This window comes from Pseudomonas sp. TMP9 (assembly GCF_037943105.1).
Classification (GTDB): Bacteria; Pseudomonadota; Gammaproteobacteria; order Pseudomonadales; family Pseudomonadaceae; genus Aquipseudomonas.
The window spans coordinates 677,040-693,410 of the sequence record NZ_CP149803.1 but is presented as its reverse complement, the minus strand read 5'-3'; the positions used below and the strand labels follow the sequence as shown (position 1 = coordinate 693,410).

14 protein-coding genes are annotated in these 16,371 nt (G+C 59.0%); all 14 read right to left on the bottom strand.

Annotated features, from left to right (window positions below; translation table 11 throughout):
• Window positions 1-81: 81 nt before the first annotated feature.
• From ftsZ to rsmH, 14 genes are read right to left on the bottom strand one after another with little or no spacing between them, the layout of a single operon-like run.
• Window positions 82-1,269, bottom strand: a complete 1,188-nt coding sequence (gene ftsZ / locus WF513_RS03335; protein WP_339081431.1) for a cell division protein FtsZ — start codon at window positions 1,267-1,269, stop codon at window positions 82-84.
• A gap of 43 nt (window positions 1,270-1,312) precedes the next feature.
• Window positions 1,313-2,563, bottom strand: a complete 1,251-nt coding sequence (gene ftsA / locus WF513_RS03330) for a cell division protein FtsA (RefSeq protein WP_339081429.1) — start codon at window positions 2,561-2,563, stop codon at window positions 1,313-1,315.
• A 20-nt stretch (window positions 2,564-2,583) separates the two neighbouring features.
• The gene (locus WF513_RS03325) at window positions 2,584-3,447 is read right to left on the bottom strand and encodes a cell division protein FtsQ/DivIB (protein WP_339081427.1); all 864 of its coding nucleotides are present in this window, start codon (window positions 3,445-3,447) and stop codon (window positions 2,584-2,586) included.
• A gap of 3 nt (window positions 3,448-3,450) precedes the next feature.
• Window positions 3,451-4,401 carry a D-alanine--D-alanine ligase gene (locus tag WF513_RS03320; protein WP_339081425.1) on the bottom strand — a complete coding sequence of 317 codons (951 nt, stop codon included), beginning with the start codon at window positions 4,399-4,401 and terminating at the stop codon, window positions 3,451-3,453.
• Window positions 4,398-5,819, bottom strand: coding sequence for a UDP-N-acetylmuramate--L-alanine ligase (gene murC / locus WF513_RS03315; protein ID WP_339083393.1), 1,422 nt, complete (start codon window positions 5,817-5,819; stop codon window positions 4,398-4,400). Before murC ends, WF513_RS03320 begins: the two co-directional genes overlap by 4 nt.
• A gap of 34 nt (window positions 5,820-5,853) precedes the next feature.
• Window positions 5,854-6,924, bottom strand: coding sequence for an undecaprenyldiphospho-muramoylpentapeptide beta-N-acetylglucosaminyltransferase (gene murG, locus WF513_RS03310; RefSeq protein WP_339081423.1), 1,071 nt, complete (start codon window positions 6,922-6,924; stop codon window positions 5,854-5,856).
• Entirely contained in the window at window positions 6,914-8,140 is a 1,227-nt protein-coding gene (ftsW, locus tag WF513_RS03305) for a putative lipid II flippase FtsW (RefSeq protein ID WP_339081421.1), read from the bottom strand. Before ftsW ends, murG begins: the two co-directional genes overlap by 11 nt.
• The gene (gene murD, locus WF513_RS03300) at window positions 8,140-9,486 is read right to left on the bottom strand and encodes a UDP-N-acetylmuramoyl-L-alanine--D-glutamate ligase (RefSeq protein WP_339081419.1); all 1,347 of its coding nucleotides are present in this window, start codon (window positions 9,484-9,486) and stop codon (window positions 8,140-8,142) included. The genes ftsW and murD overlap by 1 nt, the downstream gene beginning before the upstream one ends.
• Window positions 9,487-9,493: 7 nt before the next feature.
• On the bottom strand, window positions 9,494-10,576 hold the full coding sequence (gene mraY / locus WF513_RS03295) for a phospho-N-acetylmuramoyl-pentapeptide-transferase (RefSeq protein ID WP_339081417.1): 1,083 nt from the start codon (window positions 10,574-10,576) through the stop codon (window positions 9,494-9,496).
• Window positions 10,576-11,946: a UDP-N-acetylmuramoyl-tripeptide--D-alanyl-D-alanine ligase gene (gene murF / locus WF513_RS03290; RefSeq protein ID WP_339081415.1), complete on the bottom strand. Its 1,371-nt coding sequence runs from the start codon at window positions 11,944-11,946 to the stop codon at window positions 10,576-10,578. Before murF ends, mraY begins: the two co-directional genes overlap by 1 nt.
• Window positions 11,939-13,402: a UDP-N-acetylmuramoyl-L-alanyl-D-glutamate--2,6-diaminopimelate ligase gene (locus tag WF513_RS03285; protein WP_339081413.1), complete on the bottom strand. Its 1,464-nt coding sequence runs from the start codon at window positions 13,400-13,402 to the stop codon at window positions 11,939-11,941. Before WF513_RS03285 ends, murF begins: the two co-directional genes overlap by 8 nt.
• The gene (locus WF513_RS03280; protein WP_339081411.1) at window positions 13,402-15,141 is read right to left on the bottom strand and encodes a penicillin-binding protein 2; all 1,740 of its coding nucleotides are present in this window, start codon (window positions 15,139-15,141) and stop codon (window positions 13,402-13,404) included. The genes WF513_RS03285 and WF513_RS03280 overlap by 1 nt, the downstream gene beginning before the upstream one ends.
• Window positions 15,138-15,431 (bottom strand): cell division protein FtsL, encoded by a 294-nt coding sequence (gene ftsL, locus WF513_RS03275; protein ID WP_339081409.1) that lies wholly within the window; start codon window positions 15,429-15,431, stop codon window positions 15,138-15,140. Before ftsL ends, WF513_RS03280 begins: the two co-directional genes overlap by 4 nt.
• Complete coding sequence (gene rsmH, locus WF513_RS03270) at window positions 15,428-16,369, bottom strand: 16S rRNA (cytosine(1402)-N(4))-methyltransferase RsmH (RefSeq protein ID WP_339081406.1); 942 nt, start codon at window positions 16,367-16,369, stop codon at window positions 15,428-15,430. Before rsmH ends, ftsL begins: the two co-directional genes overlap by 4 nt.
• Window positions 16,370-16,371: the final 2 nt, after the last annotated feature.

Genomic DNA, 16,371 nt, shown 5'->3' with positions numbered 1-16,371 from the left:
AGTTTTCAACAAAGGCCGGCGATGATAGCAGAACCGATCTTTGCTGAACACCAATCACCTTGATACTCCTGATACATTCCATCAATCGGCCTGGCGACGCAGGAAGGCCGGGATATCCAAGTAATCCAGATCGTCATGCGGGTTCAGCTTAGCCGCTGTTGCAGCGCCGCCGTGGCTTTGACGCTGAACGGTTGGACGCTCGTAGTCCTTATAGTTAACGCTGTGCTCGGCACGCGCTGATGGAGCAGCAGCGTTATTAGCGCCAGCAGAAACCTGCAAGGTATTGTCGATAACCTTGACTGGCTTCTCGATACGCGCACCCAAGCCTGTGGCCACAACAGTTACGTGCAGCTCGTCGCGCATGTCTGGATCGATCACGGTGCCGACCTTGACGGTGGCGTGCTCGGAGGCGAACTGCTCAATAATATTACCCACATCGGAGTATTCACCCAGAGACAGATCAGGACCGGCAGTGATGTTAACCAGAATGCCGCGCGCGCCCTGCAGGTTGACGTCTTCCAGCAGCGGGTTACGGATCGCTGCTTCGGTGGCTTCACGGGCGCGGTTCGGACCGCTGGCGCAGCCAGTGCCCATCATCGCCATGCCCATTTCGCTCATCACGGTTTTCACGTCAGCGAAATCTACGTTGATCATGCCCGGACGTTTGATGATGTCGGAGATGCCGCGAACGGCGCCGGCCAATACATCATCCGCCTTGGCAAACGCGGACAGCAGGCTGGCATCTTTACCGAGGATGGTCAGCAGCTTTTCGTTAGGGATGGTGATCAGCGAATCAACACTCTCGGCCAACGCACGGATGCCTTCTTCGGCAATCAGCATGCGTTTTTTGCCTTCGAACGGGAACGGACGCGTTACCACCGCAACGGTGAGAATGCCCATTTCCTTAGCCACCTGGGCGATTACGGGTGCGGCGCCTGTACCGGTACCGCCGCCCATGCCGGTGGTGATAAAGACCATGTCGCAGCCTTGCAGCACTTCGGCGATCCGCTCACGGTCTTCCATCGCGGCCTGACGGCCGACTTCGGGGTTAGCACCCGCACCAAGGCCTTTGGTCACCGCCGTGCCCAACTGCAGAACGGTGCGCGCGCCGACGTTTTTCAGGGCTTGTGCATCCGTGTTGGCGCAGATGAACTCAACGCCTTCAATGTTATTTTTCGCCATGTGATTGACCGCATTACCGCCGCCGCCGCCCACGCCGATGACCTTGATAACTGCGCTTGCTGGAGCGCTGTCTACGAGTTCAAACATTTTCCCTCTCCTTATTTTCTAGTTATAACGCCTACTGCAAAAATCAAAAATTGCTCTGGACCCAGCGTTTTAGCCGTTCCAGAACAGGTTGTTTGGGTTCATCGCTGCTGTAGCTGCCGAGCGACGACATCGACACGCCATCGGCCTGCTTTTGCAGCCCGTACAGCAACAGGCCTACGCCTGTGGAGTAAATAGGGTTGCGCACAACGTCAGCCAATCCTTTCACGCCCTGGGGCATGCCCAGGCGTACCGGCATATGGAAAATTTCTTCGGCCAGTTCAACGGCGCCTTCCATTTTCGCGGTGCCGCCGGTGAGGACGATGCCAGCTGGGATCAAGTCCTCATAACCGCTGCGGCGCAGTTCCGCCTGGATCAAAGTGAACAGCTCGTCGTACCGCGGCTCAACCACTTCGGCTAGGGACTGCCGTGACAAGTCCCGCGGCGGACGGTCACCGACACTCGGCACCTTGATGGTTTCGCCTGCACCGGCTAATTTGGCCAGCGCGCAGGCGTAGCGAATCTTGATCTCTTCGGCGTATTGCGTCGGTGTACGCAGGGCCATGGCAATGTCGTTAGTGACCTGATCGCCTGCAATCGGAATAACCGCCGTGTGGCGGATGGCACCTTCGGTGAAGATGCAGATGTCGGTAGTGCCGCCACCGATGTCCACCAGGCACACGCCCAGCTCTTTCTCGTCGTCGGTGAGCACGGCATAAGCGGAAGCAAGCTGCTCAAGAATGATGTCGTCCACTTCAAGACCGCAGCGGCGCACGCACTTCTCGATGTTCTGCGCGGCATTCACGGCGCAGGTGACCACATGCACTTTGGCTTCTAAGCGCACACCCGACATGCCCAATGGCTCACGTACGCCTTCCTGGTTATCAATCACGTAATCCTGAGGCAAGGTGTGCAATACGCGCTGATCCGCCGGAATAGCTACAGCTTGAGCAGCATCCAGTACGCGTTCAAGGTCTGCTGAGCTTACTTCACGGTCACGGATGGCCACGATGCCATGGCTATTAAGGCTGCGGATATGGCTGCCCGCCAAGCCAACAAACGCCGAGTGGATACGGCAACCCGCCATCAGCTGCGCTTCTTCAACGGCGCGCTGGATCGATTGCACGGTTGATTCGATATTCACCACCACGCCCTTTTTCAGGCCACGCGAGGGGTGCGTGCCGATGCCGACGATTTCTATCTGGCCGTCCGCATTCACTTCACCGACCAAGGCCACCACTTTGGAGGTCCCGATATCGAGGCCGACGATCATCTTGCCGCTCTGCACGTTTGCCATGGCTCTTGCCTTCTCCTTATTCACTGCACAACAGCGGTTGGTGCCGCCGTGGGCGCTAACGGTTCACGCCATGCCACGGCCAAGCCGTTGGCATAACGCAGATCGATCCGCGCAATATTCGGTTGTTGTTCTTTTAGAGCCTTGTCGTAAATGGCGTTGAACCGGCGCATCTTTTCCACCAGATGGTCACGCCCCAGCAACAATTCGATGCCCTGACCGGTGGACAGGAACCAGCTACCGCGCTCACGTAACTCCAGGCGCGCCACGGAGAAGCCCATGGGCCGCAGCATTTGGCTGAGTACCTGGTATTGCTGCATCACTTGCTGCTGCGCGCGCTGGGGGCCATACAGCTGCGGCAGGTGCGGATAATTGGCCAGTTCCAACGGCGCGAACGCTTCACCTTGGTTGTTTAGTAACGCCTCATCGCCCCAGCGGGCAATCGGCAGTTGTTCTTCTAAACGCACCACCAATTGATCCGGCCAGATACGGCGCACTTGCGCGCTGGCAATCCACGGCATTGATTCCAGCTCGTGGCGCATGCTCAGCAGGTCAACACTGAAGAAGCTGGCGCTGGCGTAGGGCGCAATACGCTCTTGCACAGCTTGCTGATTGACGTAGCTGAGGTCACCTTCAACGCTGATAGTGGCAATTGGCTGATCGGCATACGGCAACGCCCGCAACGACAACTCATAGGTGCCGTAGCCCAGGCCTAACAGCAACAGTGGCCAAGTCAGACGCTTCAACCAAGAGAAATTGGTTTTCGGCAAATTTACCCGCAAGCTCATCGGCTCCTTGATCACCAAACGGCTGGCGCCGCGCTGCGCAGGCTTGCCGCGCACGGGGGCGCGGGAAGAACCTGGCTGGTGACGCACGTGAGCCGTCATGAATTAACCCCGCGCCTCAAGGCTGTCAGCCAGAATCGCCAACACCAACTGTTGAAAGTCCAGACCCGCAGCCTTTGCCGCCATCGGCACTAAACTGTGGTCAGTCATGCCAGGCACGGTATTGACTTCCAGCAGCCAGAAGGCGCCCTCGGCATCCTGCATCACATCAGTGCGGGCCCAGCCCTGGGTGCCAACGGCTTCGCAAGCACGCGCAGTGAGCTGCATCAGCTCAGCTTCCTTGGCAGGCGCTAAGCCACACGGAATGCGGTATTGGGTGTCATTCGCCACATACTTGGCGTCGTAATCGTAAAAGCTGTGGGGGGTGCCAAGGGCAATCGGCGGCAGCACTTGACCACGCAGCATGGCAATGGTGAATTCTGGGCCGGCGATCCATTGCTCTACCAACACCTGCGAGTCATAACCGCTGGCATCCTGCCAAGCCGCAATCAGTGCCGGCAGGTCGCTTACCTTGGCCATACCGATGCTCGAGCCTTCATGGGCAGGCTTGACAATCAGGGGGAAGCCCAAATCAGCCGCAGCCGACTCACAGTCAACCACTGAGGCCAACACAGCATGCCGCGGGGTCGACAAACCTAAGCTCTGCCACACCTGTTTGGTGCGCAGTTTGTCCATCGCCAAGGCCGAGGCGAGGATGCCGCTACCGGTGTAAGAAATCCCAGCGCACTCAAGCAGGCCCTGCATCGCGCCATCTTCACCGCCACGGCCGTGCAGGACGATAAAAGCGCGGTCAATTTTTTCACTGTTCAGGCGCTGCAAAAAATCAGCCCCGACATCAATCCCAAAAGCGTCCACGCCGGCAGCTTGCAAGGCCTGCAGCACGGCATTGCCCGACTTCAGCGACACTTCACGCTCAGCGCTTTTACCGCCAAACAGCACCGCCACACGGCCAAAGGCGCTGACCGGATACTGAGACTTCAAGCTCGCGGTACTCATTTCGACTCCTGCGCTGACTGGTCGCTGGCCTTAGCGAACAGCGGGCTTTGCAGCAGTTGCGGCGCGAGGCCGCCGATATCTCCGGCACCCTGGCACAGCAGAATGTCGCCCGCACGCAGCAGTGGCTTAACAATCGGCGCCAGGTCAATACCACGCTCGATGTAGATCGGATCAAGCGTGCCACGCTGACGAATGCTGTGGCACAGCTGACGGCTGCCGGCGCCTGGGATGGGCGCTTCGCCTGCCGGGTAGACTTCCATCAGCAGCAGCACGTTGGCCTCACCCAATACCTGAACAAAATCTTCATACAGATCGCGAGTCCGGCTAAAGCGGTGCGGCTGGTACACCATGACCAGACGACGCTGCGGCCAACCACCGCGTACCGCCTTGATCACGGCAGCCACTTCACGCGGGTGGTGACCGTAATCGTCGACGAGCATCACGCTGCCGCCCTCGACCGGCAATTCGCCATATACCTGGAAGCGCCGACCCACTCCTTGGAAGCCTGACAGCCCTTGAATAATGGCCTCATCACTGATGCCCTCATCGCTGGCAATAGCAATCGTGGCAAGGGCGTTCAGCACGTTGTGATTGCCCGGCATGTTGACCGACACATCCAGCGGCTCGCGGTCGCGACGGAGCACCGTAAAGAAGGTCTGCATGCCCTGCTGGCGGATATTGATTGCACGCACATCGGCGTCGTCATCAAAGCCGTAAGTCACAGTCGGACGCGCCACTTGCGGCAGAATTTCGCGCACGATCGGGTCGTCCACACACATCACCGCCAAACCATAAAACGGCAAGTTGTGCAGGAACTCGATGAAGGTTTTCTTCAGTTTATTGAAGTCTCCTCCATAGGTGCTCATGTGATCCATGTCGATATTGGTGACGACCGAGACCATCGGCTGCAGATGCAGGAAGCTGGCATCACTTTCGTCGGCTTCAGCAATCAAATAACGGCTACTGCCGAGCTGAGCGTTGGTGCCAGCGGCATTCAGACGGCCACCAATCACAAAAGTCGGGTCCAGGCCACCGGCTGCGAATACTGACGCCAGTAGGCTGGTGGTGGTGGTTTTGCCATGGGTGCCGGCAACCGCGATGCCGTGCCGATAGCGCATTAACTCAGCGAGCATTTCAGCGCGTGGCACGACGGGGATACGCCGCTCCAGCGCAGTGGCCACTTCCGGATTACTGGTGTTGACCGCACTGGATACCACCAGCACATCAGCCTGCTCAGCGTTTTCGGCGCTGTGGCCGATAAAAATTTCTGCGCCAAAGCTTTCCAGTCGATCGGTGACAGCCGAGCGCTTGAGGTCGGAGCCGGACACCTCATAACCGAGGTTCATCAACACCTCGGCGATGCCGCACATACCAGCGCCACCGATGCCAACGAAATGGATGCGGCGGATGCGGCGCATACGGCGAATTTCTGAGCGTGCAGCGGCGGGAGACTTAGCCACGGGCCACCTCCAGGCAGATGTCGACAACGGTGCAGGTAGCGTCAGGCTTGGCCAGACGACGAGCCGTCTGCGCCATTTGAGAGAGTTGTTCGGGGTGCATCAAAACCTCGGTCAGCTGCGCGGCCAGCGTGGCGGCGTCAGTGGAGCGTTGTGGCAGTAGCACGGCAGCGCCGGCACTGGCCAAATAGTTGGCATTACGGGTTTGGTGATCGTCGATCGCATGCGGCAGTGGCAGCAAAAAAGCCGGCAGTCCAGCAGCCGCTAACTCGCTAACGGTAAGAGCGCCAGCGCGGCACACCACCAGATCAGCCCAGGCATACGCGCGCGCCATGTCTTGAATAAACGCTGCGACCTGCGCTTCGACGCCAACTGCGCCATAGCGTTCAGCGGTAATTGCATCATGTTGTTTACCGGCCTGATGAAACACTTCAGGGCGCAGCTCGGCGGCCACCAATGCCAGTGCCTCAGGGAGTAATTTATTCAGAGGCTCGGCGCCGAGACTGCCGCCCAGTACCAGTAACCGCGGCTGACGATTACGCAGCGAATCTCGCGGCGTTTCCAGGAACAGCTCTTCGCGCACCGGGTTACCCGTGGTGCGGCGTTTGGCGCTTTTGCTGAACGTATTCGGGAAGGCCTCACACACGCGACTGGCAAACGGCACCAAGCTGCGGTTGGCCGTACCTGCCACGGCATTCTGCTCATGAATGATCAATGGAGCGCCGTTCATCCGTGCCGCCAAGCCGCCTGGGCCGGTGACATAACCGCCCATTCCCAACACGCAGACTGGCTGCAGCTCGCGCATCACCTTGCGCGCTTGCAGCAGCGCCTTGATCAGCTGGAACGGCGCTTTCAGCAAAGACAACGTGCCCTTTCCGCGCAATCCGCTGACATCAATCAAATGCAACGGCAGACCGGCAGCCGGTACCAGTTCATTTTCGATGCCGCGCGGCGTGCCTAACCAGTGCACGCTGTAACCGCGCGCTTTGAACTCACGGGCGCAAGCCAGGGCCGGGAATACATGGCCACCGGTACCACCGGCCATAATCAGCACATTACCGCGCATGCTGAACCTCCTCGACGGTTTCGCCTTCAAAGAAATCTGACTCTTTAAAGTCGACATTTTCATTGCCCAGTTGGGTGCGACGTTCCCACTCAATACGCAACAAAATCGCCAAGCTAATACAGCAAATGACTAAGGAGCTGCCGCCATAACTGAGGAATGGCAGGGTCAGGCCCTTGGTCGGCAGCAAGCCAACATTTACCCCGATATTGATCAACACCTGGCCGATCCACAAAAAAGCCAAGCCATACGCCACATACGCCGAAAAGAACTGCTTGGCCTTCTCTGCCCACAGGCCGATATACAGTGCGCGCACGCTGACAAACACGAACAAGGCGACGGTCAGCAAGGCACCGATCATCCCCAGTTCTTCGGCCAGTACGGCAAACACGAAATCGGTGTGCGCTTCAGGCAGGTAGAACTGCTTCTGCACGCTGTTTCCTAAGCCAACGCCCAACCACTCACCCCGACCAAAAGCGATCAACGCTTGGCTCAGCTGGTAACCGGCACCGTATTGGTCGGCCCACGGGTCGACAAAGTTGGTCAGGCGTTCCAAGCGATAAGCCTGACTGGTCATCACCCATACGCCCAAGCCGAGCACGCAGGCCGCCAAAGGAATAAAGCGCAGCAGGTTGACCCCGCCGAGAAACAACATGGCGATAGCCGCGCCCACCAGCACCACGGTTGCACCGAAATCGGGCTCGGCCAACAGCAACCCAGCAATCGGCCCGAGCACCAACATTGGCTTAACAAAACCGGTGAACTTCTCGCGCACCTCGGTCTGTCGGCGCACCAGATAAGCCGCAATAAAGATAATGCTGAATAACTTGGCCAACTCCGACGGCTGCAGGTTGATAACACCTAAGCCGATCCAGCGCTTGGCGCCATTCACTTCACGGCCGATCCCGGGCACTAGCACCAAAATCAGCAGCACCACGGCGGCCGCTAGCAACATGCCGCTGTAGCGCTGCCATAACGACATCGGTACCAGCAATGTAGCCAGCGCAGCACTGATGCCAATCGTTAGGTAGATCAAATGCCGAATCATGTGGAACAACGGATTGCCCGTCTGCGCCGCGGCCACTTCCGAGGACGCTGATGTAATCATCACCAAGCCCAAACCAAGCAGCGCCAAGCACCCAGCAAGCAGCGGGAAGTCGATATCGACACCACGGCGGGTATGCAAGGGTGAAGGAGCGGCGAGCAGGCTGGCGAGCATCAGCGCAAACCCTCCACGGCCTGAGCGAACAACCGCCCGCGCTCTTCGAAGTTCTTGAACATGTCCAAGCTGGCGCAGGCTGGTGACAACAGCACGGCATCGCCCGCCTCGGTCAGCTCAGCTGCACGCAGCACAGCCTCTTCCAGCGTCTTCACCCGCACCAGCGGCACGGCCTCGCCCAGCGTGGCGGCCAACAGCTCTGCATCTCGCCCCAGCAGGACTACGGCGCGGCAATACCTGCCAACGGGGGCTCGTAACGCGGAGAAATCTGCACCCTTACCGTCGCCACCGGCGATCAGCACCAGCTTGCCTGCGATATCGGCGCCCAGGCCTTCGATGGCCGCCAGTGCGGCACCGACGTTGGTGGCTTTGGAGTCGTCGTAGTAGCTAACGCCACTGTGCTCGCCCACCCATTGGCAGCGATGCGGCAATCCGGCGAACTGTTTTAGTGTTGCTAGCATCGGCTCAAACGGCAGGCCTACAGCATGGCCAAGCGCCAGCGCGGCTAGGGCATTGGACTGGTTATGTGCACCGCGAATCTTCAACTCGCGCGCTGGCAGCAGCGCCGCGAACTGATAGCCCAGGCACTTCTCGCCGTTTTCCTCAATCAAACCAAAGCGCTTGAAGTCAGGCTTGCCCAGGCCGAAGTACCAGCAAGGTAGCTGATCCGCCACCAGCGGCCGCGACAGCGCATCATCGCGGTTCACCACCACTTGGCGCGCACCACGGAAGATGCGGTGCTTAGCTAGGTGATAGGCCGGCAGATCGGCGTAGCGATCCATATGGTCTTCGCTGATATTCAAGCAGGTGGCCACTTCAGCATTGAGCTGATCGGTGGTTTCCAGCTGGAAACTCGACAGCTCCATTACATACAACTCGATGCTGTCATCGAGCAGATCCAGCGCCGGAGTGCCAAGGTTGCCACCGACGGCCACTTTCTTTCCCGCGGCTGCGGCCATCTCACCCACTAAGGTGGTCACGGTGCTCTTAGCGTTGGAACCGGTAATGGCAATAATTGGCGCCTTGGCATAGCGAGCAAACAAGTCAATGTCACCAGACAACTTAACCCCACGCGCGGCAGCCGCCTGCAACGCGGGGGTGGCGATGGCCAGGCCGGGGCTGATCAGCAGTTCGCTGGCGCGGCAGAGGAAGTCCACGTCCAGCTCGCCGCAACGCACTTCGACCTGCGGGAACTGTTCACGCAAGGTGGCGAGCTCCGGCGGGTTAGCACGGGTGTCGACCACGGCAAACGGCAAGCCCTGGCGCGTGAGGAAACGCACTAGGGACATGCCGCTCTTGCCGAGGCCGACAACGATGCGGAAGTGGTCAGAAGCGATCAGATTCATTAGGCCCTCAACGCAGTTTCAAGGTGGCAAGGCCGATCAGCACCAAAATCACGGTGATGATCCAGAAGCGCACGATCACGCGCGGCTCAGGCCAGCCTTTGAGTTCAAAGTGGTGATGAATCGGCGCCATGCGGAACACCCGCTTGCCGGTCAACTTAAAGGAGGCGACTTGGATGATCACCGAGAGGGTTTCCACCACAAAGATGCCACCCATGATGAACAGCACCACTTCCTGACGGACAATCACCGCAATCGTGCCCAAGGCTGCACCCAGCGCCAGCGCGCCGACGTCACCCATAAAAACTTGCGCGGGGTAGGTGTTGAACCAGAGAAAGCCCAAACCAGCGCCGACTAGCGCCGCGCAGAACACGATCAGCTCACCCGCACCCGGCACGTAAGGGATAAACAGGTATTCGGCGAAATTCACGTTGCCTGACAGGTAGCAGAAAATCCCCAGCGCGCCGCCCACCATCACGGTGGGCAAAATAGCCAAACCATCGAGGCCGTCAGTGAGGTTCACCGCATTACTGGAGCCGACGATCACGAAGTAGCTGAGCACCACAAAGCCCAACCCCAGCTCTAGGCTGAAATCTTTTAGCAGTGGCAGGAACAGGGTGGTCTCGACCGGGCTTTGCGCCGTCATGTACAGAAAGAATGCTGCGCCCAAGCCAAACACCGACTGCCAGAAATATTTCCAGCGGCTCGGTAAGCCTTTAGAGTTCTTCTCGATCACCTTGCGGTAGTCATCGACCCAGCCGATGGCGCCAAACAGCAAGGTCACGGTCAGCACAGTCCATACATAGCGGTTGGACAGGTCAGCCCACAGCAAAGTACTGATGGCGATCGCCGAAAGAATCAACGCGCCACCCATGGTCGGCGTGCCTTTTTTCGACAGGTGCGACTGCGGACCGTCGTTACGTACCGACTGGCCGATCTGACGGATTTGCAGGGTGCGGATCATCCACGGGCCCAGCCACAGTGCCAGCGACAGCGCGGTGAGCACACCGAGAATGCCGCGCAGGGTCAGGTACTGAAAGACTGCAAAGCCCTTGTGGAACTGTTGCAGGTATTCCGCCAGCAGCAGCAGCATTAATGCATCTCCCCGGATGTGCCACACAGCGCCGCCACGATGTTTTCCATCGCCGCGCTGCGTGAACCTTTTATTAGAAGGGTGGTGTCGCCCTGCTCGCTTTGCAGCGCAGCAATCAGGCTGGCTTGGTCACTGAAGTGCTGAGCCACAGGGCCAAACGCAGCCACGGCATGGGCCATAAGTGGGCCAACGGCATACAGCGCATCGACTTTACCGACCGCGTAGCCACCGACCTGACGATGACCGTCTTCGGCCCACTGACCCAGCTCGCCAATATCTCCCAACACCAGCACCCGACGGCCCGTAAAGCCGGCGAGGATATCGATGGCGGCGCAGACAGACGTTGGGTTGGCGTTGTAACTGTCATCAATCACGCGCAAACCGTTGCGAGTGATATGTGCAACGGTGCGCCCGCTGACGGGCTGCAGATTTTCCAGCCCAGCTTTTATTGCGCCGGCGCTAACCCCCAGCACTAAAGCGGCAGCGGCGGCGGCTAAGGCGTTAGCTACGTTGTGCTCGCCAAGCAAATTGAGCTGTACACGGGCCTGACCGCTGGCGCTGTGCAAGGTAAATGCAGAGCAGCCACGGGCGTCACGCTTAAGCTCGCTGGCGTAAACATCTGCGTCTGGGTTGAGCAAGGCAAATGAGCGAACGTTACGGCCCTGGGCCCGTTGCTGCCAGACAGCGAAAGCAGGGTCGTCCAGATTAAGCACAGCAACGCCGCTGTCACTCAGCCCTTCGATGATTTCGCCCTTGGCTTGGACAATTTTTTCTGGGCCGCCGAACTCGCCCACATGAGCGGTGCCAGCGTTATTCAGCACGGCGACTTGCGGGCGTGTCAGGCCGACGGTGTAGGCGATTTCGCCGACATGATTAGCGCCCAACTCAATCACGGCCGCCACATGCTCGGGGGCTAATTGCAAAAGGGTTAACGGCGCGCCAAGGTCGTTATTCAGGTTGCCACGGGTCGCCAGCACCGGGCCTTGCAGACCCTCGCGCAGAATACTGGCGAGCATTTCTTTAACCGTAGTTTTGCCGCTGGAGCCGGTAATCGCGACCACTGGCGCCTTGAACGCCTGGCGACTGAGCGCACCCAGCTGCCCCAAAGCCAAGCGCGTATCGGCCACCACCAGCTGCGGCAAGGGCGAGCCCACGACTGCACGCTCGACCAAGGCTGCCACAGCGCCTTTGCTGGCGACTGCGGCCAGGTAATCATGGCCATCAAAGCGCGGGCCGCTGAGGGCAACAAATAGCTGGCCTGGCTGAATAGCCCGGCTGTCGCTGCTGACGGCATTGAAGGCAACGTCAGCGCCGATCACGCGCGCATTCAACAACGCGGCCACTTGGCTTAATAGCAACGGCTTAAGCATGCGCCACCGCCCATGCGGCTAGGGCACTGGTCGCCTCAAGCAGATCAGAGAATGGCTGACGCACGCCGTTAATTTCTTGGTAGTCCTCGTGACCCTTACCGGCCAACACCACTACATCGTCGGCACTGGCAGCGGCAATCAGCTGAGCAATGGCCTGGCCACGGCCATGGACGAATTGCACCGCTGCAGGGCTGACAAAACCGCCACGAATATCACTAAAAATGTCTGCTGGGGCTTCACTACGCGGGTTGTCGTCGGTGACCAACACGTTGTCTGCTAGGCGCTCGACCACCGCGGCCATTAGCGGGCGCTTACCGTTGTCGCGATCACCGCCGCAACCGAACAGGCAGAGCAAACGACCTTTGACATGCGGTCGCAGCGCTTCGAGGACTTTCTCCAAGGCGTCTGGGGTGTGCGCGTAATCGACCACTACCAGCGGCTGCTTAACGCCGCCCAAGCGCTGCATGCGACCAATTGGCCCCTGCAATTGCGGCAGCGTTTTAAGAATTTCGTCCAACGGGTAGTCCATCCCGAGCAATGTGCCGACCACTGCCAGCAGGTTGCTCAAGTTGAAACGCCCCAGTAGCGAACTGCGCAAGCTCCCTTCACCACGCGGGGTGACTAAGGTGGCGCGCACGCCTTGCTCGTTAAATTGCGCGTCGCGGCAATACAGATAAGCGTCTGGGTCGATCAAGCTGTAGCTGATTAGGCGCGATGCGTGCTCGGTGCGAGCCAACTCGCGACCAAAGGCGTCATCTAAGTTGAGTACGCGGCAACGCAAGTTTGGCCAAGCAAAAAGCGCCGCTTTTGCCTCAGCGTAAGCCTGCATCGAGCCGTGATAATCCAGATGATCGCGGGACAGGTTAGTCAGCACCGCCACATCAAATGCCAAAGCGGCAACGCGACCTTGATGCAGGCCGTGGGAGGACACCTCCATAGCCACCGCACGGGCACCGGCGTTTTTCATATCAGCCAAGGTCGCCTGCACGCCAATCGGATCAGGCGTGGTGTGCAAGCCCTGCTCCAGCGCACCGTAGAAACCATTGCCCAACGTGCCAACAATGCCGCAGCGCTGGCCTAACAGATCCAATGCTTGGGCCAGCAACTGGCTGACGCTGGTTTTGCCATTGGTACCGGTAATGCCAATCAGGTGCAGCACTCGGCTTGGCTCACCATAAAAGCGCCCGGCAATCGCTGAGAGTTGCTTAGCCAAGCCTTTTATCGCCACTAATTCGCTGCTGCTGGCGGTCATCTCTAACGCGCCTTCAGCTTCAAACGCCACAGCAGCAGCGCCGCGGGCAACAGCATCGGCGATGTGCACGCGGCCATCCTGCTGGGTACCAGGCACGGCGAGAAACAGATCACCCGGACGCACCTTGCGGCTGTCCAAGGTCAATTCACGAATCAAGGTGGAGCTGGCCGCTTCGGGGAGCAACTGACTGAGGGGCATAGGCATCAGATACGCCCTCCTTTAAGGGGTAGCACGGCGGCTGTTTCAACTTTTACGGCCTCGGGCGCCGGCAAATTATCCGGCGCGACGTTGAGCAAACGCAGCGCGCCGGCCATGACCTTGCCAAACACCGGCGCAGACACTAGACCGCCGTAATAACCGCCCTGGCTTGGCTCATCAATCACAATGGCAACCGCAATGCGTGGATCGCTCACCGGACCAAACCCGGCAAACAGCGAGCGGTAGGCGTTGTCTTTGTAACCGCGACTGCCCACCGATGCCTTGCGCGCCGTGCCGCTTTTACCGGCTACGTGATAGCCCGGCACTTTGGCGCGAAACACCCCGCCCGGCGCCTCAATCACTTGCTGCAACATGCCTTGGATAATGGTCGCAGTGGCTTCTGGAATGACCTGCACCGACTCCGGCTGGCGGTCAGTACGCGCCAGGGAAAGGTGGGTGCTGCGGCCGTCATTGGCGAGCACCGAGTAGGCATGCGCAAGCTGCACTGCAGTGACCGACAATCCGTAGCCGTAGGACAAGGTGGCGGTCTCAGCCTTGCGCCATTCACGGTAGTTGGGCAGATTGCCAACGCGCTCACCCGGAAAACCGAGCCCAGTATCCTGACCCAGACCGACCTGTTGCATGACTTCGTAAATCGACTGACCGCCGATATCAAAGGCAATTTTGCTCATGCCGACGTTGCTCGACTTGATCAGAATCTCGGTCAAGGTAAGCGGGCCGGTGCTGCGCGAAACGTCGCGAATGGTGTATTTGCCAATTTGCAGAGTGCCAGGAGAAACATCGACCGTATCCGACGACTTCCAGCGGCCACTTTCCAGCGCCGCACTCATGGAAAACGGCTTCATGGTCGAACCCGGCTCGAACACATCAATCATTGCCCTGTTGCGCATCGCAGCAGGTTGCAAGTTGCGGCGGTTATTGGGGTTGTAAGTCGGCTGGTTAACCATCGCCAGCACTTCACCCGTGCGCACATCAACCATCACCAAGCTGCCTGCCTTGGCCCCAAACTCAAGCAGCGCATTACGCAGCTCGCGGTGCGCCAGGTATTGCAGGCGCAGGTCAATCGACAAAGCCAAAGCCTTACCCGCCTTGGCATTTTGCGCAACTTGGACGTCTTTAATCAGCCGACCGCGCCGGTCTTTGAGCACCTGACGCTTGCCGGGCACCCCAGCCAGCCAATCCTCAAACGCCAGCTCCATGCCTTCACGGCCACGGTCATCAATATCGGTAAACCCCACCACGTGAGCCGTTACCTCACCCGCTGGGTAGAAGCGGCGAAACTCCTCAATGCCGTAAACCCCCGGCACCTTCATATCTAAAATGCGCTGACCCTGCTCAGGCGTCAGCCCGCGCACCAGGTACATAAATTCACGCTCGGCATTTGCCTGCAAGCGCACGCTAAAGCTTTTGGGTTCCTGACCCAACGCTGTAGCCAAGTCATTCCACTTGGCCTTACCGCTTTGCAGCTCTTTACCATTGGCCCACAGCGTGGTCACCGGGGTGCTAACGGCCAACGGCTCGCCGTTGCGGTCGGTGATCAGCCCGCGATGCGCTGGGATCGGGATGTGCCGCACGCTGCGGGCGTCGCCATGGGCTTGCAGGAAGCGTTGATCAAACACTTGTAAGTCGACGATACGCCAGGCAATCGCGCCCACCATTAGCGCTAATACCAGTAGCACTAAGCGGAAACGCCAAGGGTAGAGCGCACCTTCGAGCCCGATCATGGTGCCACCATGCGCACTTCAGCCGCATCCGGAATGCGCATACTCAGGCGCTCAGTGGCCAGCATTTCAATGCGGTTGTGCGCCGTCCAAGTGCTTTGCTCAAGAATCAGCCGCCCCCATTCGGCCTGCGCTTTATCGCGCACGCTCAATTCGGCGTACAGCTCGTTAAGCAGCTGACGGTTCCAGTGAGCGCCGTAAGAAACCCCTAGCGCCGACACCAACACAGCCACAAACAGCAGCAGCATAAACAGACTGCCGCCCGGCAATGGCTTGGCGAACGTCGTGCTCATCGTACTTTCTCAGCGATGCGCATAACCGCGCTGCGCGAGCGTGGGTTGGCGTGCAGCTCAGCCTCAGAGGCGAATACGGGTTTGCCGATTAACTTCAAACGCGGCTCGAATGCCTTGGGAATGATGGGCAGATCGCGGGGTAATTTATCCGCTTCACCCTTGGCATGCTTGCGCATAAAGAGTTTAACGATGCGGTCTTCCAGCGAATGGAAGCTGATCACCACCAAGCGACCACCGACTTCGAGGCTTTCTAGGGCCGCATCAAGGCCGCCTTCTAGATCACCCAGCTCGTTATTGATGTAGATGCGCAGCCCTTGGAAAGCCCGCGTTGCCGGGTTCTTGCCTTTCTCCCAGGCTGGATTAGCCACGGTCAGCACCTGAGCCAAATCGGCGGTGCGTAAAAACGGTTGCTCCGCACGTCGCAGCACCACAGCACGGGCCATGCGCTTGGCGAAACGCTCTTCGCCGTATTCCTTCATTACCCGGGCAATTTCTTCCTCGGCGGCACTGGCAATAAACTCCGCAACACTGACACCAGCATCCGGGTTCATGCGCATGTCGAGCGGGCCGTCATGCATAAAACTAAAACCGCGCTCGGCATCATCTAATTGCGGTGAAGACACACCCAAGTCGAGCAAAATACCGCTGACTTTGCCGTGCAAATCACGGCGCGCGAGCTCGTCACCTAGTTCGGCAAAGCTGCGCTGCACAACGACAAAGCGGCCGTCTTCGGCCGCCAGCGTATTCCCTGTGGCGATTGCCAGAGGGTCTTTGTCGAACCCGAGTAAATGACCGTCGGCGCCGAGTTTTTCTAAGATCAGCCGGCTATGCCCGCCGCGCCCAAAGGTGCCATCCAGATAACAACCGTTCGCGCGCACAGCCAGCCCTTCGACAGCCTCGTCGAGTAGCACGGTAATGTGGCGCAAGTTACTGGTCATGG